Here is a 24,445-nt window from a genome sequence, read left to right as displayed (position 1 = left end):
ATCGATGTTACATTTCTTCCAATTATTTTAAAACAATCCGTTCTGCATCACCAAAACTGTCGTAGTTGCTGGTGATTACCTGTTCACCCGCTTGCAATCCTTCGAGGACCTCATAGTATCTTGAATTTTGTTTTCCTAACCGCACATTTCGTTTACTTGCTTCATCCCCATTGGGATTTACCACAAACACCCATTGTCCTCCTGTGCTTTGAAAAAACCCGCCTTTGGGCAATAATAAGGCATCGTTGGATGCTCCCAATTGCAATCGTATGTTGTAACTCTGTCCTGCCCGGATTGTTTCTGGTTTGTCGTCCATAAAAACCAAATCCACTCGGAACCTGCCGTTTCTCACCTCTGGATACACTTTGCGTAAACGTAGTTTATACTCATTCCCATTGCGCTCCAGAGTGGCTGAAAGATCTCTTTTTACCCGGTCTATATAATGTTCGTCTATATCTGCTTCAATTTTAAAGTCGGTAAGCACGTTTATCTGTCCTATTCGTTGCCCCTTTGAAATACTTTGACCGATCTCAGCGTCCAAAAATCCCAACTGACCATCTGCAGGCGCACGAACATTTAAGTGGTCCAAGCGTTCATAGACCATGGAAAGGGTTTTTTGCATGCGCTCCAAATCAGCATCCAATCCTGTCAAAGAGGTTTTCCGTAATTCATCATCCTGTTCTGTTTGTAATTTTATAATTTCCAACTGTTTTTTGGCCAATTGATAATCTTCTTCAGATTTTAAAAAGGTTTCCTTGGAAATCAATTCTTCTTCAAACAGCTCTCGGTTCTGATCGAAAGCACGTCTTAGTCTTTGTGCATCGTATTCTGCGGTAGCTAAAGATTTTCTACCCTCCACTTGTCTCGAATCAAAAGTTAATTTGGTGGAGCGCAGATCGTTCTGCTTTAATGCCAGATTACTTTCGCTGGCCAGAATCTGTTCATACAGCCCCATGTTTTCCAATTTAAGGATGATATCTCCCTTTTTTACCATGGAACCTTCTTCTATCAGTTTTTCGGAAACACGCCCTCCTTCATAAGCATCCATATAAATTGTGGCAATCGGGGCCACATTACCGTTTATGGTAATATAATCGTCAAATTTTCCATCGGTAACGGTAGAAAGGGACAAACGTTCCTGTTCTGTTCTAAAGGTGGAAATGGAGCTGGCAAAAATCAATTTATAACCAGCAAACAAGAGCAATATGCCCAATGCGATATAGCCGTAATGCTTGGGTTTTAGTCCTTTCTTTTTTTCTAATTGTATATCCATGGTTCTTTTTAGTTGATATTAAAAATGGGCAGCCCGTTATAAAAATCGATGGTACTTTGGTTAACTTTTAACCGTAACCCTACTTGTAGGTTTTGATTTTGCGCAACACCGTAAAGGTTCTTTGCCTGAAAAAGTTCCAAGGCATTGATCAGGCCCTTTTCGTATCTCTTTTGGGCAATAGTAAATGCAATTTGTTGCGATTCCACTTGTTTTGTGCTCTGTTCGTATTCGGCAATGAGGGCATTGTTATCCTGTACAAGTTGTTGCAATAATTGAAAAAGTTCCTGCTCCTGAATCTCTAAATTGTTCTTGGCTTGCATGTATGCAATTTTCTGCTGCTTTACTCTAGAATGATTTATCCATCCGTTGGTTAAAGGAATATTCAATTGTGCGCCAACAAACTTTGAGGTATTATCACTAAACTGTGTTCTAAATGGAATTACATTGCCGCTTTCATCCACATTGGTTTCAAAATAGCTGGTTCCGTATCCCGCAAATAAGGACAAGGATGGTAACAAAGAGCCCCTTGTGGCATGCAATTGTTTTTTTGCCGCAGTTACCCTGTATTCTTGGGATTTCACCAAAGGCACAAATCCTCTGGCAGATTGATAAAGGGAATCCAACGAAATATCTTCGTTGACACTCTGTTCAATTTCTTCAAAAGATTCTTGAAGCCGTATATCGGATGCGCCCGACAAATTCATTTCTTGAATCAATACTAATTTCGCATTGGCGAGTTGATTCCTGTTCTGTGTCAACAATAGTTTATCTCCCAAAAGGTTGGACTCCGCTTCATAAAGGTCGGCACCGGCCATTAAACCGAGTTCAACTTGTTTTTTTACCAAGTCATAATTTCTTTGGGAGATTTCCAATTGCTCCAAAGAATTAGTTACTAAGCCTTCGAAAAATTTAATATCAAAATAGGCGCTCATTACCCTAAATGCAAGTAGAAATTTTTCTTGCAAAATATCTTCTTGGGTTGCCTTGTGGATAAACTTGGAAGCCCTGATCGTGTTTAGTTTTTGAAAACCACGGAACAAATCCAAATTTGCGTTGAGCGAGTAATTATTGCTGAAAAATTCAGTGTTTACATAATCATTGGTATTGGGGTCGGCAGACCTACCATATCTAACGGTATAGTCCGTTGAACCATTTACTGAGGGTAAAAGGTCCCTGATGGATTGTCTGTACGATTCCTTGCTAGAGTCATTATTATATAATGTGTTCTTTACTTGAAGATTGTGTTCTATTGCATAATCCACACATTCCTCCAACGTCCACATCTCCTGTGAAAACCCGTTTATGGAAACAAATACCAATACTGTTGTTATGTATGTTTTTAGCCTCATAATTTTATCCTGTTCCAAATTATTTGCTATTCTTATGCCAAAATTATAAGTATTTGATTAAAAGTGTTTTACAATTAACTTATAATGCTAAGCCGCTACTTCATGTAAAATATTTATACAAAAAATGTCAAATTATTTTACACTTCCTTAAAATGTTTTGAAGCAATTCGTAGCTTTAGTTTTAGAATATCAATTATGATCCCGTATGGTTAATGCCAAAATATTAGTTGTAGATGACAATAAGAGTGTGCTGAGTGCTTTGGAAATTCTTTTACAGTTTGAGTTCAAAAGCGTTCAAACCATTTTTAATCCCAACCAGATTTCATCTTTCCCTAATTTGAAAGATATTGATATTGTGCTTTTGGACATGAATTTTTCCGCCGGGGTGAATACAGGAAACGAGGGATTGTATTGGCTCAACGAGATAAAAAAAAGATCACCCAACACTTCCGTGATTATGATGACCGCCTATGGCGCGGTAGACCTTGCTGTGAGGGCGCTAAAACAAGGAGCATCCGATTTTGTCCTAAAACCCTGGAACAACGAACGTTTAATGACCACGGTAAAATCGGCTTACGAGCTAAGAAAATCCAAACAAGAAATTAATAATCTTAAAACAAAAGAAAGCAACCTAAAACAGGTCATTAACGATGGAAAAAATTTAATAATTGGCCAGTCCAAGGCACTGACTTCGGTTTTGAACCTTGTAGCCAAGGTGGCCAAAACCGACGTTAATGTACTTATTACAGGTGAAAATGGTACGGGAAAAGAATTGATTGCACGTGAATTGCACCGATTATCCACCCGAAAAAATGAAGTGTTTATTCCAGTGGATATGGGTTCCATTGCGGAAAACTTGTTCGAAAGTGAACTTTTTGGACATACTAAAGGCTCTTTTACCGATGCAAAGGAAGATAGGGCCGGTAAGTTTGAGGCAGCCAATCAAGGATCACTGTTTTTAGATGAAATCGGAAATCTTTCACTACAGATGCAAGCCAAGCTATTATCTTCCATACAAAACAGGACTGTGGTCCGGGTGGGATCTAATAAACCCGTTGAAGTAGATATACGGTTAATTTGTGCTACCAATTGTAATTTGGAGCAAATGGTGGCCAATGGTTTGTTCCGAGAAGATTTATTGTACCGAATTAACACCATACATATTAAGGTGCCTCCTTTGCGGGAACGCGATGATGATATTTTGGTGCTCACTGACTTTTTCCTGAAAAAATTTGCCCATAAATATGATAAAAGTGGGTTACGCATCAACCAGTTGGCACAAGAAAAACTGATGGAATATCCATGGCCTGGAAATATACGGGAGCTTCAGCATACGATGGAACGCGCTGTTATTCTTTCGGATGGAAGTGTTTTAAAGCCTGCTGATTTTTTACTGCATACCAAACCCATGCAATCCTTGGACAGCGAAACCATGACCCTCAACGAAATGGAGCAAAAAATGATCTTTAAGGCTTTGGAACAAAATGAGGGCAATTATAGTGCAGCGGCCGAGCAATTGGGCATATCGCGCCAAACCCTTTACAATAAGTTGAAGAAAAAGAACAACTGATGGCAAGTAGAAATTTTTATATCCAGCTTATTTTACGGGTGATTTTTCTCACGCTTACGGCAATTGCCTTGGCTTTTTCACTGTCATACAAATGGTACTTTACTTTGGGGTTCATTACAATTCTTTTGGTAGTACAAGTATTCTCATTGGTTACTTTTATCAATAGCACCAACAGAAAAATTGCCTATTTTTTTGATGCCATAAAGAACGAGGATTTTACACTACGTTTTCCAGAAGGGGTCACCATTGAATCATTTAAAGAGCTCAACAAAAGCCTTAATCGAGTAAACGGCCTTATCCAAGAAGTTCACATCCAATTACAGATAAGGGAAAAATATTATCAAGAGATTCTTAAACAAGCTAGTATCGGAATCATGACATTTAACGAGAAAGGACACATTCTTTTTGCGAACCCCACCTTAGAGCGATTATTGGATTACTCCCCTTTGAACCACATTGTACAAATAAAGCAAGTGGATGAAAATCTATATCAGATTTTTAAAAACTTTCAACCCTTTCAGCGCAAGTTGTTTCAATTGACCAATGAGCGGGAACAGACTCAGTTGGCCTTAAAATCCACTCCATTATCGCTAGATGGTCAATCCTTATTGTTGGTTGTTGTTCAGGATATTCATAAAGAGCTCGAGGAAAAAGAAACTGAATCGTGGGTTCGTCTCATTCGTGTACTCACCCATGAGATTATGAACACCATCACTCCGATTGTTTCCATCTCGGACTCCATTATAAAATATTACCGAAAAGGGGGTAAGATCACCCCATTGGCGGACTTGGAGGAAAGCCAGATAAAAAATACTTTAAAAGGACTGGAAGTAATCAAGGACCAAGGTGGCGACCTTATGGATTTTGTACAATCCTACCGAAGCCTGCTACATGTGCCCGACCCAAATAAAACAATTGTAAAGGGTAAAGACCTTTTGGAGAAAATCGATGTGCTCATGTCCTCTAAATTAATTGATGGTGAACATACGTTTTCCATACTTTGTCATCCGGAGGATCTAGAACTTTATATTGATGAAAAGCAAATTTCACAAGTCCTAATCAATTTAGCAAAGAATGGTCTGCAATCCGTGGCATCTACCAAAGGGGGACAGGTGAAAATGATTGCGGGTATTGATGAAAACGGTTCAAAGTATATCGATATTAAGGACAACGGGCCAGGTATATTGCCCGAGGTTATGGACGAAATATTTGTCCCCTTTTTTACCACTAAAAGTGAAGGTTCGGGAATTGGGCTTAGCCTTTCCAAAAGAGTAATGCAGCTTCACGGGGGAGGAATACAAGTAAGGTCTATTCCCAATAAAGAAACGGTTTTCCGACTTACCTTTGTTTAGACAAATGATGAAAAAAGCTTGTTTAGAATTTTGCTGGGAGTATGTGGACGGTAGATCCGCACGCCTTAAAAAACAAGGCATTGCACTCCAAGAATCTTTGGGCTCAGAAACCAAAAGTTCTGCGGGTGACAAACACGAAACTGGTAGGGCCATGGTTCAACTGGAGCAAGAAAAACTCGGACAACAATTGCAGGAACTCGAGATAACTCGAAGTATTCTCAATAAAATCAATTTAGAAACTCCATCTAACAAAATTCGTTTGGGTTCACTTGTTAAAACAAGTATGGCCTATTATTATATCTCCATATCAGCAGGAGGTTTTAAATATAACGATGTAACTGTTTACTGCATTTCGGCAAATGCGCCAATTGCTAAGTTGCTTATTGGCAAAGAGAACGGTGAACACTATGTTTTTAATGGAATTTCTCAAGTTATTTTGGATGTGATCTAATGATGGTCAAGCGTTATTTCGGATCAACTTAACTTTTGGTGTTGCTTTATCTAGGTATAATAGAAATTTTGAGATGTATCCGCCCAGCCTTGGCCAACCATTCTAATTGAGCAAACCTACAAGCCTTGAACCGAGCGGAAAACATTGTCCTATCGATTGTTTATCGCATGCTTAACTCGCCAGATTCAAGAGCATTTTTCAAATCCGCCCTTATCACTGCATGACTATTGAAAAATTTCTTGCCATTCGCTTTTTTAATCTTTACTATCAAAGTTCCCTTCTTATTCTCTTTCACTGCGGTTACCAAGACTTGGCTTCCAACTAAACCCTTAAAATCAGCTATTCCACCTTTTTTTATTATAAAGTTAGCCCTTGGGAAATCTATATGCTTATAAATACGGGCATCTGGATGACCAATTACCAATACATCTCCTACGGTTACTTGAGAAGGGTCTACGTTTTGGGCAGTTACATTAACTGTAGCCACCACCAACAGTATTGCCATAATTATTATTCTCATTACTATACCTTTAAGGTTTATGGTACTTTAAAAGGCAAAGCCCATGCCATTGGATATGCCCTTTAACCAAATGGAATTATAACTAATTCATTCTTAATAATATAACCCTATATTTATGTAATTGCTATAAAAATCGGGGTAGGTAAATATACCCCAACCGGGGTGTTTTGTGCCAGGGCTATTTTAGTTTTTCACGAAGTGTTTTCCGGTTGATTCCCAAAATTTCAGCAGCTTTGGTCTTGTTTCCTTGGGTGGACAAGAGTACTTCTTGGATATATTCTTTTTCTTTTTCCTCAAGTGTTTTAAACCCTTTTTTGGGGAAATCAATTTTATACTTTAATTCATCTGGAAGATGCTCCAACGTAATTTGACCATCGCACATTATAATGGCTCTCTGCACCACATTTTCAAGCTCCCTAATGTTCCCGGGCCAAGAATATCTTTGTAAAACCTCAAGTGCCTCTGGCGAAATGCGGATAAAACGATCTTTGTACTCAATCCCGTACTTCTGCATAAACTTATCAACCAGCAAGCTAATATCACTAGGGCGCTCCCTGAGTGGGGGCACATCAATTGTAACTACAGAAAGTCGGTAATAGAGGTCTTCCCTAAATATTTTCTTTTGAATTAGCTCTTCCAATTCGCTATTGGTGGCAGCAATAACCCTCACATCCAATTTTTCAACTTTTTGCGAGCCAATTTTAGTAACTTCTTTTTCCTGAAGCACCCTAAGCAATCTATTCTGCACAGGTAAAGGGGCATTGCCTATTTCATCCAAAAATATTGTTCCACCATGTGCTGCTTGAAAAAAACCGTTACGGTTTTCATTGGCTCCGGTAAAAGCGCCTTTGGTATAACCAAAAAGTTCTGCCTCTAGCAGGTTCTCGGGAATTGCTCCACAGTTTACTGCTATAAAGGGTGCTCTAGCAAATTTTCCGGAATAATGAATCGCCCTTGCAACAAGTTCCTTTCCTGTTCCACTTTCCCCCCGAACCAAAACCGTAACTCGGTTATCTTTTACCCGATCAATAATTTCCGTAACTTTTTGAAACGCCGCAGATGTCCCGATCATATCGGCATAGTTTTTAGAGATATGTTCTTTGGGCGTAATTTTAACCGGGCTTGAAATCTGAGTACTTACTAGGGCCTTTTTTACAGCTTCTTCGAGCTCAACTTTGGTAAAAGGTTTGGTGAGGTAATCTGTTGCCCCATGTTGAATAACATTAGATGCATCCTCGACCGAAGGAAACCCCGTAACCACCAATTTGGGTAAATTAGGGTAATGTTCAGCAACATACTTCACCAGCTGCAACCCATCAATCTCAGGCATGTTAATATCCGTTACCAATAGATCAATCTTAGTATCTTTTAAAATATAAAGTGCTTCCTTTACGGAAACAGCTTTATAGGTGTGATAATCCATCGATTTTAAATGCCGTTGCAACAGCTCAAGAATATCAATATCGTCGTCAACCAGCAATATATTCTCCTTTTTCAACAAAGTGCTTAAATTTTAGGGAATTCCAATGTAAAGATACTGCCAATCGATATATTATCGGTTAACACAACACTTCCTTAATGGTTTTGTGCAATGTCGAATACCGTGCCAAGTCTTAATTGGCCTTTTCCATATACATTAAGGTAAGGATAAATGATTTATTGGAATAGTCGCATAACAATTCTAACGTTTAATTGCACCTATTACAAGATTTGGTTTCTCGGGCATAAAAAGAAAATCAAACCCTTTTCACTCCTATACCTTTCTACATATAAACCTCTAATTTTATAAATTGAAAATTCCTACATTTATAAGAAATCACATAAACAAGAAAGGTTTTTTGAGCAATTCTTGTTAGAAAAACATTTTAAAAAAAGCATAAAACAAAATAATAATGGGGTTTGATATACTTGTTTTTTGGGATAAATTAATCGATAGGTGGGAAACGAGGAAAGGGCTTTTAATGAGTTTTGTTTTCTTGATATGCCTTTATTTTTTTGGTCTGAAATTTTTTGAAGTACAAATCTCTTCCACCCTATATCTTCTTGTTCTTCCAGTTATAATATTAATATTGATTTTTATTACATGGGTCGTTACCACTAATCGATTGTTTTTTAGGAATTCCTCTAGGAAAATCTATGTTGGGGTGATTATGATATTCGATGAAGAAAAAGATCGAGTTGTAATAAACAAGATAGTTAGAAAAGTTATTGCAAAGATTAACCAGTCCAATGAATTCAATAAAAATTTAAAACTTAAACTTCTTCCATCTAATTTTTGTGCTCATGAAAGTCAAATAAATAGGTATCATGAAAATTTTTACTTTATGTATGATCTCATGATACGTGTTTTTGTAGAGTCTGGAAACTATGAATCCATAGAAAAGATTGTCATAAATAAATTTTCTGTCACCTTTAAAAGAAATTCAACATCTTGGAAAAAAAGAATATTTTATGATACGATTGATTTGACAAAAGATATGGGGCTTCTCATTCAATCCAGGGATTGGGATTTTGTTGATTCCAACAGTGGTTTAGACAAAAAAAGTATTTAAATAATTTTCACAATGTTATTCTCTACTATACAACTTTTTATGCCATATATTCAAATCGGAGGGAAGTCGCATTGAATATTCTAACTGCTTTATATGATAATAGTAAAACAATTGTTAAAATTAAGAAAAGAGAGGGAGATAAAGTCACTTTTGAGTTAGCTCCGTTTCAAATGGCTGAAGCTCGTTTGGCAACCATTTTAATAGACCTTTATTTTGATTCAGCAATAGAGAGCTACCACAAAAGGGACGTTCTCAAAGCTATTTCACGCTTACAACCTCTAAAAAAGCTAGCATTAGCACCTAACAAAAGATTTGATTTATTTATAAATCTAGCAAGATGGAATTATGAAATTGGCAACTTGGATAAAGCAATCGATTACACAAATAAGGCCAAATCGATTGCTCCTAACACTGTTCAAGTTTATCTTAATTTGGGTTTTTTTGCAATTCTTAATGATGACATAAAAGTGTTTTATGAAAATTTCGAGAAACTACATGCGATAAGAAGTAACCCAGTTATTAATTGGGTTGATGTTGTCGATTTTCAATACAATCAACTTGAAAAATTCCCGTCTAAAAAGGATTTATTCAATTTTTCAATTGCATTTATTGAATACGTCTTTATTGATCAATCTTACAGAAAAAAATTCGAAAATATTTCTAATGAATTTGAGTTCAATGAACGATATCAATGTTTATACAAACTGAGAAAGTATGTTTTATCCCAACCCTATACTTTGAAAGCAAAAAATATTTCTAGGAAACAAAGGAGGAAAGAAAAAGGCAATAAAAGAAAAAGACGTTATTAAAATAATCAGAAACCAAGCTAAGTTCAAATAGACGATGCCTTGTTTTGATAATATCAATCACCTGACAAATAATAACGGTTTATGAGTATAGATTGGAGTTTTTGAAATGTTGTATTTATATAAAAAAGAAAAACCTCCCAATTGCTTGAAAGGCTTATCTTTGTTGAGGTGGTCCCACATGGGCTCGAACCATGGACCCCCTGATTATGAGTCAGGTGCTCTAACCAGCTGAGCTATAGGACCCGCATTTTGCGGATGCAATATTAGTGTTTATTTTTCTTCAGCGCAAGATTTTGTCCCTTCTACCCTTCTTTTATTTCTTGGCAAAGCTCCACAAGCACCCCATTAGTGCTTTTCGGATGCAAAAAAGCAACCAGTTTGTTGTCCGCCCCTTTTTTTGGAGTTTCATTCAAAACCACAAAGCCTTCGTCTTTCAATCGGTCAATTTCCGACTCAATATCCTCCACCGCAAATGCCACATGATGAATGCCCTCACCCTTCTTTTCTAAAAATTTGGCAATGGGGCTATCAGGGTTTGTAGCCTCCAACAATTCAATTTTAGTAGGCCCCGATTTAAAGAAAGAGGTCTTGACCCCCTCAGAGGCCACTTCCTCAATTTTGTAATGTGGCACACCCAAAAGCTTTTCAAATACTATATTGGATACTTCCAAATTCTTTACCGCAATACCGATATGTTCAACTTTATCCATAGAGATACAATAAGCGTTAAAACGTTCACCTTTTCCCAAAATTACACACTGTAAATGGTTAATAGCGTGAGGATAGTCATTAATTCGCTTATTTTTGCACTATGGAGGAAACGCAACGACAGAAAAAAATAGCAGGAATCATTCAAAAAGATTTGGCCGATATTTTACAACGTGCCGCTACGGATAGTGGCCTTAAAGGAACTTTAATCTCAGTTTCCAAGGTCTCTGTTACGGTAGATCTATCCTTGGCCAAAGTGTATGTAAGTATTTTTCCGAACAAAGGCGCCGAAGAACTATTGGAAGGCATCAAAGATAACCAAGTTGCCATTCGGTATGAGTTGGCCCAACGCACCAAGCATCAATTAAGACGTGTACCAGAGCTTCTTTTTTATCTGGATGATTCGCTGGAGTACATCGAAAAGATTGAAAAATCCTTAAAAGGAGAAGAAAACCCTATTGAAAACAGGGATTTACTTGATAAACGTAAGAAATCTTAGTTTTGAAGTTTCCGTTTTATATCGCAAAGCGTTACTTACGATCCAAAAGCAGCCAAAATGCGGTAAACATCATTAATTTCATTACTTTTTTAGTAATTGTGATAGGTTCCGCGGCACTATTTATCGTGCTTTCCGCTTTTGCCGGTCTAAAAACGTTCAGCCTTTCTTTTTCCAACACATTTGATCCCGATTTAAAAGCTTCTCCCTCCATTGGGAAACATTTTACCATTTCCCCAGGCCAAGAATCGGCGCTTCGAGAAATTGAAGGTCTGGCCAACTTTTCCAAAGAATTGGAGGAGCGTGCCTACCTCACATACAAAGAAAAAAGCACCATCGCCTACATAAAGGGTGTAGATGAAAACTACCGCGCTGTTACCGGAGTGGACAGCACTTTGATTTTTGGGAACTGGGGGAGCGATGTATACAACGGGGTTATTGGCATAGGGATATACAATTTATTGGGTGTGCCGATGAACAATAGGACCGCCATGGAAGTATTGGTTCCAAAGCCCGGCGAAGGCTCTTTTTCACAACAAGGCTTTAATTCCAAACCGTATGATGAGCTTGCATTGGTCGTAAGCGGTGTTTTTGCGGTTGAAGAAAGTTTGGATAAAAAATACGTGTTTGCCCATCTTCCCGTAGTCCAGGACTTGTTGCAAAAAAACGATACGGAGGTTTCTGGCATCAATTTTAAGTTAAAAGAAGGTGCCGCTCCCGAACAAGTTCGAAATGACATTGCCAATGTTTTGGGCGAAAAAACGTCGGTTTTGACGCGTCAAGAACAAAACACTTCGCTATACCGAATGTTGAACACGGAGAATTTAGCAACTTATTTGATCTTCACTTTGGTGTTGATCATCGCACTTTTTAATGTTGTAGGAGCTATTATTATGATGATATTGGACAAACAACAGAACTCTAAAACATTATACAGCCTAGGCACAACTGTTGCAGCATTGCGGCGCATTTATTTTATCCAAGGAATATTGGTCACCTCTTTTGGCGGCTTAATCGGGGTTTTGATTGGTTCCTTGTTGATTGGCACCCAAATGGCATTCGGGTGGTTAAAAATTACCCCTTCGCTTGCTTATCCAGTAGAATACAATGTAATGAATTTACTTATTGTGATAGGTACCATTGTAGTTTTGGGTTTAATCTCTTCAAAAATTGCCAGTAGTCGAGTCACTAAGAAAATGATTGCCTCTTAAGCAAACTGGTAATCCCCAAACTTCTCTTCTACCTCATCAAAAGCAGCAAAAACATCAGCAACCTCATCACTGGTCACCATCTTCATTCGGTATTCTTTGAAGTGGGGAATGCCCTTAAAATAATTGGTGTAATGTCTTCGGGTTTCAAATACGCCCAACTTCTCACCCTTCCAATCAATGGCCATCTGTAAATGTCGGCGAGCGGCTTCAACTCGTTCCTGCATGGAAGGTGGCGCCGCATGTTCACCCGTTTTAAAATAGTGCTTCACTTCTTTAAAAAACCAAGGGTATCCAATGCTGGCCCTACCGATCATTGCACCATCCAAACCGTATTCATCCCGCATTTTAACCGCAGCTTCGGGCGTGTCCACATCACCGTTACCAAATACGGGAATGTGCATTCGCTGATTGTTTTTTACTTCGGCAATTGGTTTCCAATCGGCCTCTCCCTTGTACATCTGCACACGAGTGCGTCCATGAATGGAAATGGCTTCTATACCAACATCCTGCAATCGTTCTGCCACCTCAATTATTTTGATGGAATTAGTATCCCACCCTAAGCGGGTCTTTACTGTAACAGGAAGGTTAGTGCGTTTTACAATCGCTTCTGTAAGTTTAACCATTAGCGGAATGTCTCTCAAAATACCCGCTCCAGCATTCTTGCATACCACTTTTTTTACGGGACAGCCGAAGTTGATGTCGATAATATCTGGGTTGGACTTTTCTACAATATCCACTGCCTGTAACATGGAATCCAATTCAGCGCCAAAAATTTGGATACCAACAGGGCGTTCTTTTTCATAAATGTCCAATTTGATGACACTTTTGGCAGCATCCCTGATCAACCCTTCAGAAGAAATAAATTCGGTATACACCACATCTGCACCCTGTTCCTTGCACAGTTTGCGAAAAGGAGGGTCGCTCACATCTTCCATTGGCGCTAGAAGAAGCGGAAAATCAGGGAGTTCTATGTTACCGATATTTGGCAAATCCTACGTTTTTTTGGACTGCAAAAGTACAAAATAGCTGAGAACACAAAAGCTAATCTTTTGACTGCAGTCTCTGGCGCTCAGTTTTGTCGATTCCTCTTTGGTTATCTTCCAAACGGAAGTTTCCAAAATTATAGGTAAAGCCAAAACGGATAAACTGTGTTTCTGGGCGTCTACGGTAAAAGTTATCCTGATTAAGGTACTGTGAACGATAGGTGGGCACATATTGTTCTAAAATATCCTCAGCAGCAAGCGACAGCGTTATTTGATTGTTGAACAACGTCTTCCGTAAACCAATCGTTAAATTAAATTGATTGTCGGACACGTAGGACCCAAATAAAAACTGAGAAATGTATGTTCCGGTAATCTCTCCAGTAAAGGTCCCGTCCTTGGACAATGTTACGTAATTTCCCAAGTAGGCATAAACCCCATTTACCTCGTTAGTAAATGGTACACCTCCACTCTCCTCGGCTAAAAATGTTTCCTCTTCGTGAAACAAAGAGGTATACGCGTACATAAACCAAGAAGACAAAATGGTTTTGCTCAAAGTAAAATCCAAACCATATGATTTACTTTCCAACACATTCTGTTTTAGTTCCACCAATGTTTGATCGCTGTTGTCTTGGAAAACCAAATAAGCAATGTTGCTTCCATTGTCCCGGTAATAAACATCCAAGAAATATTCGCTGTTAAGGGAGTAGTTTAGGTTGAAATTGTTGCTAAAACTGGGGCGTAAGCCGGGATTCCCCTCCTTATAATCGTTTTCATTGTAAAAAAAACGGAACGGATTTAAGTCGTTATATTTGGGCCGGTTGATGTTTCTTCCATAATCAAAAGAAAAACTGTGCTTGTCCGATGGTGAGTAAACCACATACACTGATGGGAATGGCTCAAAAAAGTCTTGGGTATTGGTCTCGCTCAAAGTCAATGATTCTCCTTTAGCTTCCGTAAGTTCTCCCCGAACCCCTAATTTCATAGACCATTTTTCCCAATTCTTCACAAAACTAACATAGGCCGCATATACATTTTCATCATAAGTATACAAATCGGATTGGGAAGCATCCACCGTATTGCTGGACCCGTCAAAATTGAAAAAGTTTATATTGTTTTTCGAAGTAATTGAAGATATTTTAGCTCCTGTTTCAATAGAGGCATTGCCCAGTGGGGTGGAATAATCCAACTGTCCCGTTAAGATTTCTATCGTTTGGTCGGTGTCCGAATCAAATCCAAAGTCTCTCAAAAAAGTGCCACCAGCATCAAAATAATTAGAGGTAAGTCGTTGGAGGGATTCCCCTTTATAGTGAGTGTAGTGACCATTTGCCCTCAATTGTGCACCAGGCTTTTTTAGTTTATGAACGTAGGTAAGGTCAAACGCCAAATTATTATTGTCCATATTGGCGTTGTTCTGTGTAGTAAATGTGGAGTCCAACTGTGCTTGGGCATTCCTAATTTCATTGTTTAGCAGCGTTTCCTGTTCTTGGTTCAAGCTAAAAAGAAGGTTGGATGTGATATTTATGCTATTTCGGTCGTTAAAATCATAATCCAAAATAAAACTAGCGTTTTGGGATTGTGATTTATCCGTCTGGTTGTAATCGGTATCCCAAATAGAAAAAAGCTCGTTGCCATCGTCTATAAAATTTATGCCTTTGACTGTTTTTATTAATTCCTTTTTAGGGTTGATGGTGTAATTAGCGAACAGATTAAGCTTTTCCGTTTTGTAATAATGACTGGTTCCTATGCTAAATTTTGGGAAAACGGCTTGAGTAAATGTTCCATTGACGCTACCTTTGTATCCTGGAACAATGTTTTTGCTTGTAACAATGTTCAAAATTGGACCACCTTCAGCATCATAACTTGCGGGAGGGTTGGCGATTACTTCCACCGACTTTATGTTGGTCCCGGAAAGTCCCTGTAACAAGTCCTGAACTTCTTGCCCGGAGAGCTGCACCTTCCTATCGTTCAAATAAACTGTTGCGTTTTGACCACGAATCATTAAATTATCTTGATTTACTATAACCCCTGGCGTGCTTTTAAGAATATCCCAGGATGTTCCTTGGGAAACCACCGTATTTTCCACCGAAAAGACCAGTCTGTCCGGCAATCTTTGAAGCTTAGGACGCTGGGCTGTCACTACGACTTCGTCCAGCTCGTTGTTCTCCAATGGAATAACCAAGGCGCCAAGCGATACGTCCTCTGCAATGTCCAAGGCTCTAGGCTCCGAACCCCTACCCACATAGCTTGCTTGTAATAAATAAAGTGTCGGAACCACCTCTAATAGTTCAAAAAAACCTTCATCATTGGCAGATGCCCCTTGAACAAAGGTGGAATCGTTTGCTTGTAGAAGCAAAATATTTGCGTACGGAATAATCTGGTTTTGTTCGTCCACGACCCTTCCCGTAATTTTAAAGGTTTGGCCATAAGCGGCGCATACCATTAATAACACCAATAAAACTGTAGTGGTGAGGTTCTTCATTCGAGGTTTGGGTTGAACATCAAATCTAAGAAATTATTTTTGAGCGAAATAGCCCGTAATTTTCTTATTGAGAAAAAACCATTTAAGGGCATTTAAAACAATTATATTTGCAGTTGGTTATATCCCTTTTTTAGGGTATGTTACAGTTGATATGGAGAAGATCAGAAATTTTTGCATCATTGCACATATAGACCATGGTAAAAGTACTTTGGCAGATCGCTTATTGGATTTTACCGGCTCGGTTACCGAACGCGAGAAACAAGACCAGTTGTTGGACAATATGGACCTAGAACGTGAACGTGGAATTACCATTAAAAGTCATGCCATTCAAATGGACTATGTTCACAACGGAGAAAAATTTGTGCTCAACCTTATCGATACTCCCGGACACGTTGATTTTTCATACGAAGTGTCCAGATCTATAGCGGCTTGCGAAGGTGCGCTTTTGGTTGTGGATGCTGCCCAGAGTATTCAGGCGCAGACCATTTCAAACCTATACCTTGCTCTAGAGAACGATTTGGAAATTATTCCTGTGCTCAACAAAGTAGACCTTCCGAGCGCTAATCCTGAAGAAGTGACGGACGATATTGTGGACTTGTTGGGTTGTGCTCCTGAGGAAGTTATACCCGCCAGTGCAAAAACTGGGTTGGGGATACAAGAGATTCTAACAGCTATTATTGACCGCGTACCTGCACCAAAAGGAAATATGGATGAGCCATTGCAAGCTCTTGTCTTTGATTCCGTGTATAATCCATTTAGAGGGGTAGAAACCTATTTTAGGGTCGTAAACGGAGAAATTACAAAAGGGCAGAAGATAAAGTTTGTGGCTACTGGAAAATCTTATAATGCCGATGAAATTGGAACTTTAAAACTTACCCAAGTCCCAAAAAACAAAATTTCTACAGGAGATGTGGGTTATTTGATCACGGGTATAAAAGATGCTCGTGAAGTAAAAGTAGGTGATACTATTACCGATTCCGCAAACCCGACCCAAAACCCAATTGCTGGTTTTGAGGATGTAAAACCCATGGTGTTTGCTGGAATTTATCCCGTAGATACAGAAGATTTTGAAGACCTACGCTCTTCCATGGAAAAGTTGCAATTGAACGATGCTTCTTTGGTTTTTACTCCCGAAAGTAGCGCTGCTCTGGGCTTTGGTTTTAGATGTGGGTTTTTGGGAATGTTGCATATGGAGATTATCCAAGAACGTTTGGAGCGCGAGTTCGATATGACGGTAATCACCACGGTGCCCAACGTAAGCTACCACGCATACACCACCAAGGGAGATTTGGAGCCCATTATTGTAAACAATCCCACGGATTTGCCCGACCCCTCCACAATTGACAGGGTGGAAGAACCTTATATTAAAGCGACCATCATTACAAAATCTGATTTTGTTGGCAATGTAATGTCACTCTGTATAGAAAAGCGTGGGCAGATTGTTAATCAAACATACTTGACCACCGAACGCGTTGAACTCATTTTTGATATGCCTTTGGCAGAAATCGTTTTTGATTTTTACGATCGTTTAAAAACTGTTTCCAAAGGGTACGCATCTTTTGATTATTCTCCTATTGGAATGCAAACATCAAAACTGGTTCGTGTGGATATTTTGTTGAACGCTCAACCAGTTGATGCTCTTTCTGCGCTAGTTCATTTTGATAATGCGTACCACATTGGTAAAAAAATGTGTGAGAAATTAAAAGAATTGATTCCTAGACAACAGTTCGATATTCCGATACAAGCTGCTATAGGTTCCAAAATTATTTCAAGAGAAACTATAAAGGCTTTGCGAAAAGATGTTACCGCCAAATGTTATGGTGGTGATATTTCCCGTAAACGTAAATTATTGGAAAAGCAGAAAAAAGGTAAAAAGCGTATGCGCCAAGTAGGCAATGTGGAAATACCACAGCAAGCTTTTATGGCCGTGCTTAAATTGAATGATTAAAAGAAATAATTGTTCTCTTGCTTATTGTTGATGGGCTTTCTGACGCTCACCAACCGCATACCATAGCCGCAATCCCTCGCTTAAACTGTTTTACCATTGGGGTTCCGGATTGGCAATTTTTGGATGGCAACTCACAAGCGTCTTATGATTAACCTTTTTTTTCAATTCAATTAATAGCTGCCCCTATTTAAATTGTTATCATTCTTCCTCAGCATTAGGTTCCGCCTCCAATTCCAATAATTTGCCCAAGTAAACCAATTTATTGCCTTCACCCTTTGGCGTAAAGTCCTTGCTATTGGCAGGAATAATTTCAATGTTGCCGTCAGGAGATTTGGTGAACAACGGAACAATCTCTCTCTGTTTTTTGGTAATGTCTATTAAACTGTCGTAATGTTCTTTGTTTTTAAGGTCTATCTCATGAATGGTTGGGTGTTTGCGAACCGTGTCCATCAATTGGATAAAATCATCTGTGTGGGAGAAAAGTCCTTCTTTTGGGTTGTTTTTTGGGTCATTTACCTCATCGGTGTTTACTAGTCTAAATGCACCGTTTTCACCAAATTGCTTTCGGAATTTATTTATCGCAAACCTGTTGATCTCCGAATTCCCCGTCAATGCCATTAAATATCCCATATCGTTAAGCTCAATATTATCAACCAAACTATCGGAGAAGATATTGGCGGTAATAGCTTCAAGGCCTAGTTTTTTAGCTTTTTCAACATTGGTTTGATTGTTGTCTATCAACACAACGTGCCGGTTATTTTTCCTTAGATAGTTTCCGATAAGCCTGGATAGTTTAGAAGCGCCGATAATCAAAATGCCTTCAGAATTTTTCAAGAAAACACCAACAAGTTTTGCAAATAAACGTGCCGTGGTAGCGTTCAATAAAACGGTACCCAGCACTATCATAAAAACCAATGGGGTAATGTATTCTGCTCCAGGTTCTCCCCTTGACATCAATTTAGAGCCAAAAAGTGATGCAATACCTGCAGCCACGATACCGCGCGGTCCTACCCACCCTATAAATATTTTCTCGTTTAATTTTAAATTTGAGCCTTGAGAACTTAAAAACACCCCCAAGGGCCTTATTATAAAAACAATTATTGCAAAAAGGGCCACCGTATTCCATGTGTATATCAGTTCCAAATCACTAATATTTATATTGGCGGCCAACAGAATAAAAAGAATGGAAATCAATAATACACTAAGAGATTCCTTAAAATAAAGCAATTCCTTTATGTTCGGGAGGTTCATGTTGCCAAGAACCATTCCCATAACTACCACGGCCAACAATCCTGATTCATGGGCAAACAGATCTGATTCTACATAAACCAAAAGCACTGTGGACAAGGAAACCACGTTCAACAAATAGTGGGGAATAAAATCCTTTTTTATTGCAAATGCTAGCGCATGGGCAAACGTAAACCCGAAGGTTGTACCGAACAAAATAATTTTACCAAATTCAATCAATGCTGTTTGGGTAAATGCCTGCCCTTCCCCAACACTAATAAATTCAAACACCAATACGGCAACAAGAGCGCCGATGGGGTCAATTAATATTCCTTCCCACTTTAATACAGCAGACACATCCTTTTTAAGTGGAATATTTCTTAAAATTGGTGTGATTACAGTAGGGCCAGTAACTATGATCAACCCTGAAAACAAAAAGGAAATTTGCCATGAAAGGCCAAAAATATAATGTGCAGCAATTCCTGCGCCAAAAAAGGTAACCACTGTGCCAACGGTTATCAATTTACTTATAACCGGGCCAACATTGGAAATCTCAGCTCTTTTTAAGGTTAAACCACCTTCAAAAAGTATCACACTTATTGCAAGAGACACAAAATAATAAAGTCCATCTCCAGGGAACAGCCCTTTTTGACCATTCCAGATGGGTTCTATTAATTTTGATCCATCTACTGTGTAGAGCGTGGCTATAGGACCCACCAACAACCCTATCAAAATAAGAGGTAAGATCGCAGGTAATTTAAATCGCCAAGCCACCCATTGTGCAATAATGCCAAGAATTATAATTCCCGCAAGTTCGACCATAGTCTTAGTTTTGCGGAAATTTACAGTTTTTCTTTTAGAAAATCATTTATCCGCAGGAACACATATTGATTTTTGCTTATCCGTCATGTTTATTTTGTCAAAAAACAGCATTCTTAAAAACACAGTCCTTTTTTTTGTTAAAATACGGCCAATATATCCTTGTTTTTTCGCCATTTGGACAGCGCTTTTGTTATTTTGCAGGTCATTTTATTTTCCAAATGACAATTTATCCCATAGAAACAGGAAATTTTAAGTTGGATGGCGGCGCCATGTTCGGCGTCGTCCCAAAATCTATCTGGAACAGAACCAATCCTGCCGACGCAAACAATATGATTGATTTGGCCGCTCGCTGCCTATTGATCGAGGATGGCAACAGACTTATTTTAATTGATAATGGTCTTGGGAACAAACAATCTGAAAAATTTTTTAGTTACTATTACCTGTGGGGTGACCATACCTTGGACGCTTCTTTAGAGAGTATTGGTTTTCACCGTGATGATGTAACCGATGTATTCTTGACCCATTTGCATTTTGATCATTGTGGAGGTAGCATACAGTGGAACAAAGACCGAACCGGATACGAGCCCGCTTTTAAAAATGCACGTTTTTGGACCAATAAAGATCATTGGGAATGGGCGACACGACCAAATGCTCGAGAAAAAGCTTCCTTTTTAAAAGAAAACCTTACACCCATGCAAGAAAGTGGGCAATTACAATTTATAGACCGTAACAACGGTTCGTTTATAGAAAATTCTGAACTTGGTTTTGGTATCCATTTTGTGGATGGCCATACCGATAAACAAATGTTGCCGCATATATCCTACAAGGGAAAAAGTTTGGTTTTTGTGGCCGATCTAATTCCAACGGTAGGCCATATACCCTTACCATATGTTATGGGATATGATACCCGTCCTTTATTAACCCTAAAAGAAAAAGCATCTTTCTTAAACCAAGCCGTAGAAAATGATTGGCTTTTATTGTTTGAGCATGATGCCCACAACCAAATCTGTTCTTTGAAGCAAACTGAGAAAGGAGCACGTTTAAACCAACTGTTTACCTATGACGAACTGTTCAAAGCACAATAATCCTATACTTTTTACAAAAAAATTTATGAACTGCACATTTAACAAACTATCGTTCCTATCAATCGCCGCTGCCTTATTTTTAATGGGTTGTGGGTCCACCTCTTTGGTTTCAACACCTGTTGAGAACATTGACACTGTACCCTTAAAAGTCTCGGAGCTTACAGATACAGAAAAGAAAAACTGGGGACACCTAGACCTTCTGGCAGACACCATTCCGGGTATGAGCGTAAATAGGGCTTATAACGAAATCATTAAAAACAATAAAGGTAATACGGTTGTGGTTGCTGTTTTGGATTCAGGAATGGATTTAGAGCACGAGGATTTAAAGGGTGTTCTCTGGACCAATACTGATGAAATTCCAAACAACGGCAAAGATGATGATGGTAACGGATATGTAGACGATGTGCATGGTTATAATTTTTTAGGAGATTCTTATAATGAGCAACTGGAATATGTTAGAATGCTCCGCTTGAACATTGGAAACGCATCGGAAAGAGCAGAAGCCAGACTTTTGTTGGACAAAGAATACCCAGAAGCCGTTCAGAATAAACAACAGTATGAGCAAATCTATCAAGTTGTAAAAGGGGCTGATCAATTGGTTAAGGACGACTTAGGAAAAGAAACATATACTAAAGATGACTTACTCTCCATTGAGCCAAAAACCGAACAAATGGAGCAAAGTGTTGCTGTGTTAACGCAAATGTTTACTTATGGCGATAGTATTACAGAGGTCATGGAAGAACTTGAAGAAGGAATCAAATACTTTTCCGAACAGGCAAACTATAACCTTAACAAAGACTTTGATGGACGTACTGCGGTGGGTGACGACCCTTACGATATTACCGATGTTCCTTATGGTAACGGTAATCCACAAAACCAAGTGGATTCTGAAAGCCACGGAACCCACGTTGCAGGAATAATCGCTGCAAAAAGAAACAATGGTATTGGAGTGAATGGTGTTGCCAATAATGTAAAAATTATGAGTATTAGAGCAGTTCCAAATGGTGACGAGTACGACAAGGATATTGCTTTGGGTATTCGATATGCCGTTGATAATGGAGCTACCATTATCAACTGTAGTTTTGGAAAATCTTTTTCACCAAAGGCCGAATGGGTGTACGACGCGATAAAATATGCCGCTAGTAAAGATGTTCTGATCGTGCATGCCGCTGGAAACGATGGAGAGGATTTAGAGCTTGAAGAAAACAAAAATTATCCGAATGACCACCAATTTGGAGGCACAGAGTTTGTTGATAACATGATTACTGTAGGTGCCCTTTCCAGCAGTTATGGCTCTGACATGGTAGCCTCTTTCTCCAATTATGGCAATCAAAGTGTAGATGTTTTTGCTCCGGGAGCCGAAATATATTCAACCATGCCCAATAATGAATACACGTTTCAAGGAGGAACTTCCATGGCCGCTCCTGCAGTGGCCGGTGTCGCCGCATTAATTCGTTCCTTTAACCCAGAATTAACCGCATCACAAGTAAAAACCATCATCATGCAGTCCGGTCTCAGAACAAAAACATCTATTATTGTAGCTGGGGACGAGACCAAAGCCACGACTTTCGATAAAATCTCAAAATCAGGTAAAATGGTCAATGCATATAATGCCTTAATTTTGGCAAACAACATCTCAAACGGTAAAATGACCTTAGAAAGCAATTCAAAGTAATATATGAGACATTTACAATCCCTTTTTTTTACAGTTTTTTTCGGGGCCGCTTTTTATTTGAGCGCACAAAGTTCAAGTAGTTGGCAACAACATGTGGATTATACCATGGACGTACAAATGGATGTGAAAACATACCAGTACACCGGCACCCAAAAATTAGTCTACACCAACAATTCTCCAGATGAATTAACGCGTGTTTATTATCATTTGTACTACAATGCATTTCAGCCCGGTAGTGAAATGGATATTAGACTCCAAAACATTAAAGATCCGGACAAAAGAATGATGGAGGACGGAAAGAGCAGGATTGCCTCCCTTACGGAAAGTGAAATTGGATATTTGCACGCAAAATCCCTTACCCAAGATAATCAGCCTGTTTCTTTTTTCGAGGAGGGGACAATTCTAGTGGTAGATTTGGCCAAACCTATTCCAGCAGGAGGAAAATCCACTTTGGAAATGACCTTCGAGGGTCAAGTTCCACTACAGATAAGACGTGCCGGGAGAAACAGCAGCGAAGACGTTGCCCTCTCTATGAGCCAATGGTACCCAAAACTTTCAGAATATGATTTTGAAGGATGGCACCCTAACCCATATATTGCCCGTGAATTTCATGGTGTATGGGGTGATTTTGATGTAAAAATCACTTTAGACAAAGATTACACGGTCGGAGGAACGGGTTACCTACAAAACCCCCAAGAAATTGGACATGGTTATGAAGCTACTGGAACCAAAATAAAAACTAAGGGGAAAACACTTACATGGCACTTTAAGGCGCCCAACGTACACGACTTTATGTGGGCTGCAGACCCTGAATATATTCACGATATATACGAAATGGAGAATGGCCCAACACTTCATTTCTTTTACAAAGACAATCCAGAATTCAATGAAAACTGGAAAAACCTTCAGCCAAAAACAGCTGCTGCAATGACGTTCTTTAATAACAATATTGGTGAATATCCGTACGACCAATATTCTGTTATTCAAGGAGGTGATGGTGGAATGGAATATGCCATGAGTACATTGATCACCGGTGAGCGCGAATTTGGAAGCCTCGTTGGGGTAATGGTCCATGAACTTGCTCACTCGTGGTTTCAGCATGTACTCGCAACCAACGAATCCAAACACGAATGGATGGATGAAGGATTTACTTCATTTATCAGTAGCCTCTGTATGAACCAAATTATGGAACAGAACAAACAAAACCCTTTTGAGGGGTCTTACCGAGGTTACTATGCCTTGGTAAATTCTGGTTTGGAGATGCCACAATCCACACATGCCGACAGATACACAACCAATTTTGCCTATGGTATTTCCGCCTACAGCAAAGGCGCCATATTTCTTTCACAGCTTGGTTATGTTATTGGTCAAGACAAGCTCATGGAAACCATCAAAAAGTATTTTAATGATTTTAAATTCAAGCATCCTGTGCCCAACGATATCAAAAGAACGGCAGAGAAAGTGTCTGGGATGGAACTTAACTGGTACTTAACGGATTGGACACAGACCACCAATGCCATAGATTACGGTATTAAAAGTGTTGAAGCAGATGGCAACAAAACCAAAGTGACCATGGAGCGCATTGGGGAAATGCCAATGCCTTTAGATATCTTGGTAGTGGGAAAAGATGGCACACAAGAAACATATTACGTTCCATTACGTATGATGTACGGTGAAAAAGACAATCCTTATCCCAACTTAAAACGAACTGTTTTGGAAGATTGGCCTTGGGCGTACCCTACATATGAGTTTACTTTGGACATGTCACTGGATAATGTCCAGGCTATCATGATAGATCCGTCTCAGTTAATGGCCGATGTAGAGGGTGAAAACAATATATATCAAGTAGAAGAATAAATTGTTCTTTTAAAACATAAATATTTAAGGGTGGCCCGTTGTGCCGCCCTTTTTTAATTGATGGTAAAATTTATTTAA

General features: G+C 39.0%; 19 protein-coding genes and 1 tRNA gene. 11 read left to right on the top strand and 9 right to left on the bottom strand.

The genetic code is table 11. The annotated features are described in order from the left end of the window. Positions 1-22: 22 nt before the first annotated feature. On the bottom strand, positions 23-1,273 hold the full coding sequence (locus MWU56_RS11435) for an efflux RND transporter periplasmic adaptor subunit (RefSeq protein ID WP_247044609.1): 1,251 nt from the start codon (positions 1,271-1,273) through the stop codon (positions 23-25). Between the two features lie 8 nt (positions 1,274-1,281). Next, positions 1,282-2,622 carry a TolC family protein gene (locus MWU56_RS11430; protein ID WP_247044608.1) on the bottom strand — a complete coding sequence of 447 codons (1,341 nt, stop codon included), beginning with the start codon at positions 2,620-2,622 and terminating at the stop codon, positions 1,282-1,284. 205 nt (positions 2,623-2,827) lie between these two features. Between MWU56_RS11430 and MWU56_RS11425 the strand changes: the two genes are divergently transcribed. Genes MWU56_RS11425 through MWU56_RS11415 form a run of 3 tightly spaced genes read left to right on the top strand, consistent with a single transcriptional unit; the run spans position 2,828 to position 5,995 of the window. Beyond that, a complete protein-coding gene (locus tag MWU56_RS11425) occupies positions 2,828-4,192 on the top strand; it encodes a sigma-54-dependent transcriptional regulator (RefSeq protein WP_247044607.1) in 1,365 nt (454 codons plus the stop codon). After that, positions 4,192-5,544, top strand: a complete 1,353-nt coding sequence (locus tag MWU56_RS11420) for a sensor histidine kinase (RefSeq protein WP_247044606.1) — start codon at positions 4,192-4,194, stop codon at positions 5,542-5,544. Before MWU56_RS11425 ends, MWU56_RS11420 begins: the two co-directional genes overlap by 1 nt. Before the next feature lie 4 nt (positions 5,545-5,548). Then, entirely contained in the window at positions 5,549-5,995 is a 447-nt protein-coding gene (locus tag MWU56_RS11415) for a 3-oxoacyl-ACP synthase (RefSeq protein ID WP_247044605.1), read from the top strand. A 160-nt stretch (positions 5,996-6,155) separates the two neighbouring features. On the opposite strand, the gene MWU56_RS11410 is transcribed toward MWU56_RS11415, so the two are convergent. After that, positions 6,156-6,515 (bottom strand): hypothetical protein, encoded by a 360-nt coding sequence (locus MWU56_RS11410; RefSeq protein ID WP_247044604.1) that lies wholly within the window; start codon positions 6,513-6,515, stop codon positions 6,156-6,158. A 178-nt stretch (positions 6,516-6,693) separates the two neighbouring features. Continuing rightward, a complete protein-coding gene (locus tag MWU56_RS11405; protein WP_247044603.1) occupies positions 6,694-8,016 on the bottom strand; it encodes a sigma-54-dependent transcriptional regulator in 1,323 nt (440 codons plus the stop codon). A 391-nt stretch (positions 8,017-8,407) separates the two neighbouring features. On the opposite strand from MWU56_RS11405, the gene MWU56_RS11400 reads away from it, so the two are divergent. Then, a complete protein-coding gene (locus tag MWU56_RS11400; RefSeq protein ID WP_247044602.1) occupies positions 8,408-9,067 on the top strand; it encodes a hypothetical protein in 660 nt (219 codons plus the stop codon). A gap of 71 nt (positions 9,068-9,138) precedes the next feature. Further along, on the top strand, positions 9,139-9,876 hold the full coding sequence (locus tag MWU56_RS11395) for a hypothetical protein (RefSeq protein ID WP_247044600.1): 738 nt from the start codon (positions 9,139-9,141) through the stop codon (positions 9,874-9,876). Positions 9,877-10,045: 169 nt separating this feature from the next. Here the strand turns inward: MWU56_RS11395 and MWU56_RS11390 are convergent. Together MWU56_RS11390 and mce are read right to left on the bottom strand one after the other, a co-directional pair. Continuing rightward, a tRNA-Ile gene (locus MWU56_RS11390) sits at positions 10,046-10,119 on the bottom strand. A 59-nt stretch (positions 10,120-10,178) separates the two neighbouring features. Beyond that, complete coding sequence (gene mce / locus MWU56_RS11385) at positions 10,179-10,586, bottom strand: methylmalonyl-CoA epimerase (protein ID WP_247044599.1); 408 nt, start codon at positions 10,584-10,586, stop codon at positions 10,179-10,181. Positions 10,587-10,687: 101 nt separating this feature from the next. Between mce and rbfA the strand changes: the two genes are divergently transcribed. Together rbfA and MWU56_RS11375 are read left to right on the top strand one after the other, a co-directional pair. Further along, the gene (rbfA, locus tag MWU56_RS11380; RefSeq protein WP_247044598.1) at positions 10,688-11,083 is read left to right on the top strand and encodes a 30S ribosome-binding factor RbfA; all 396 of its coding nucleotides are present in this window, start codon (positions 10,688-10,690) and stop codon (positions 11,081-11,083) included. A 2-nt stretch (positions 11,084-11,085) separates the two neighbouring features. Continuing rightward, entirely contained in the window at positions 11,086-12,291 is a 1,206-nt protein-coding gene (locus MWU56_RS11375; protein WP_247044597.1) for an ABC transporter permease, read from the top strand. Here the strand turns inward: MWU56_RS11375 and dusB are convergent. Together dusB and MWU56_RS11365 are read right to left on the bottom strand one after the other, a co-directional pair. Further along, a complete protein-coding gene (gene dusB / locus MWU56_RS11370; RefSeq protein ID WP_247044596.1) occupies positions 12,288-13,280 on the bottom strand; it encodes a tRNA dihydrouridine synthase DusB in 993 nt (330 codons plus the stop codon). The genes MWU56_RS11375 and dusB overlap by 4 nt on opposite strands. 52 nt (positions 13,281-13,332) lie before the next feature. Continuing rightward, positions 13,333-15,753: an outer membrane beta-barrel family protein gene (locus MWU56_RS11365; protein WP_247044595.1), complete on the bottom strand. Its 2,421-nt coding sequence runs from the start codon at positions 15,751-15,753 to the stop codon at positions 13,333-13,335. A 151-nt stretch (positions 15,754-15,904) separates the two neighbouring features. Here MWU56_RS11365 and lepA point away from each other — a divergent pair, with 151 nt between their 5' ends. Beyond that, positions 15,905-17,701, top strand: a complete 1,797-nt coding sequence (gene lepA / locus MWU56_RS11360) for a translation elongation factor 4 (RefSeq protein WP_247044594.1) — start codon at positions 15,905-15,907, stop codon at positions 17,699-17,701. Between the two features lie 198 nt (positions 17,702-17,899). Here the strand turns inward: lepA and MWU56_RS11355 are convergent, their stop codons facing one another. Continuing rightward, positions 17,900-19,750 (bottom strand): cation:proton antiporter, encoded by a 1,851-nt coding sequence (locus MWU56_RS11355; RefSeq protein ID WP_247044593.1) that lies wholly within the window; start codon positions 19,748-19,750, stop codon positions 17,900-17,902. A gap of 218 nt (positions 19,751-19,968) precedes the next feature. On the opposite strand from MWU56_RS11355, the gene MWU56_RS11350 reads away from it, so the two are divergent. Genes MWU56_RS11350 through MWU56_RS11340 form a run of 3 tightly spaced genes read left to right on the top strand, consistent with a single transcriptional unit; the run spans position 19,969 to position 24,367 of the window. Next, a complete protein-coding gene (locus MWU56_RS11350) occupies positions 19,969-20,835 on the top strand; it encodes an MBL fold metallo-hydrolase (protein WP_247044592.1) in 867 nt (288 codons plus the stop codon). Positions 20,836-20,860: 25 nt separating this feature from the next. Then, positions 20,861-22,510, top strand: a complete 1,650-nt coding sequence (locus tag MWU56_RS11345) for a S8 family peptidase (protein ID WP_247044591.1) — start codon at positions 20,861-20,863, stop codon at positions 22,508-22,510. A gap of 3 nt (positions 22,511-22,513) precedes the next feature. Next, positions 22,514-24,367, top strand: a complete 1,854-nt coding sequence (locus MWU56_RS11340; protein ID WP_247044590.1) for a M1 family metallopeptidase — start codon at positions 22,514-22,516, stop codon at positions 24,365-24,367. Positions 24,368-24,445 lie beyond the last annotated feature (78 nt).

The sequence above is a fragment of the Allomuricauda sp. F6463D genome (genome assembly GCF_023015965.1).
GTDB lineage: Bacteria > Bacteroidota > Bacteroidia > Flavobacteriales > Flavobacteriaceae > Flagellimonas.
Note: the sequence above shows the minus strand (reverse complement) of the source record. Positions and strands in the feature narration are given on the sequence as shown.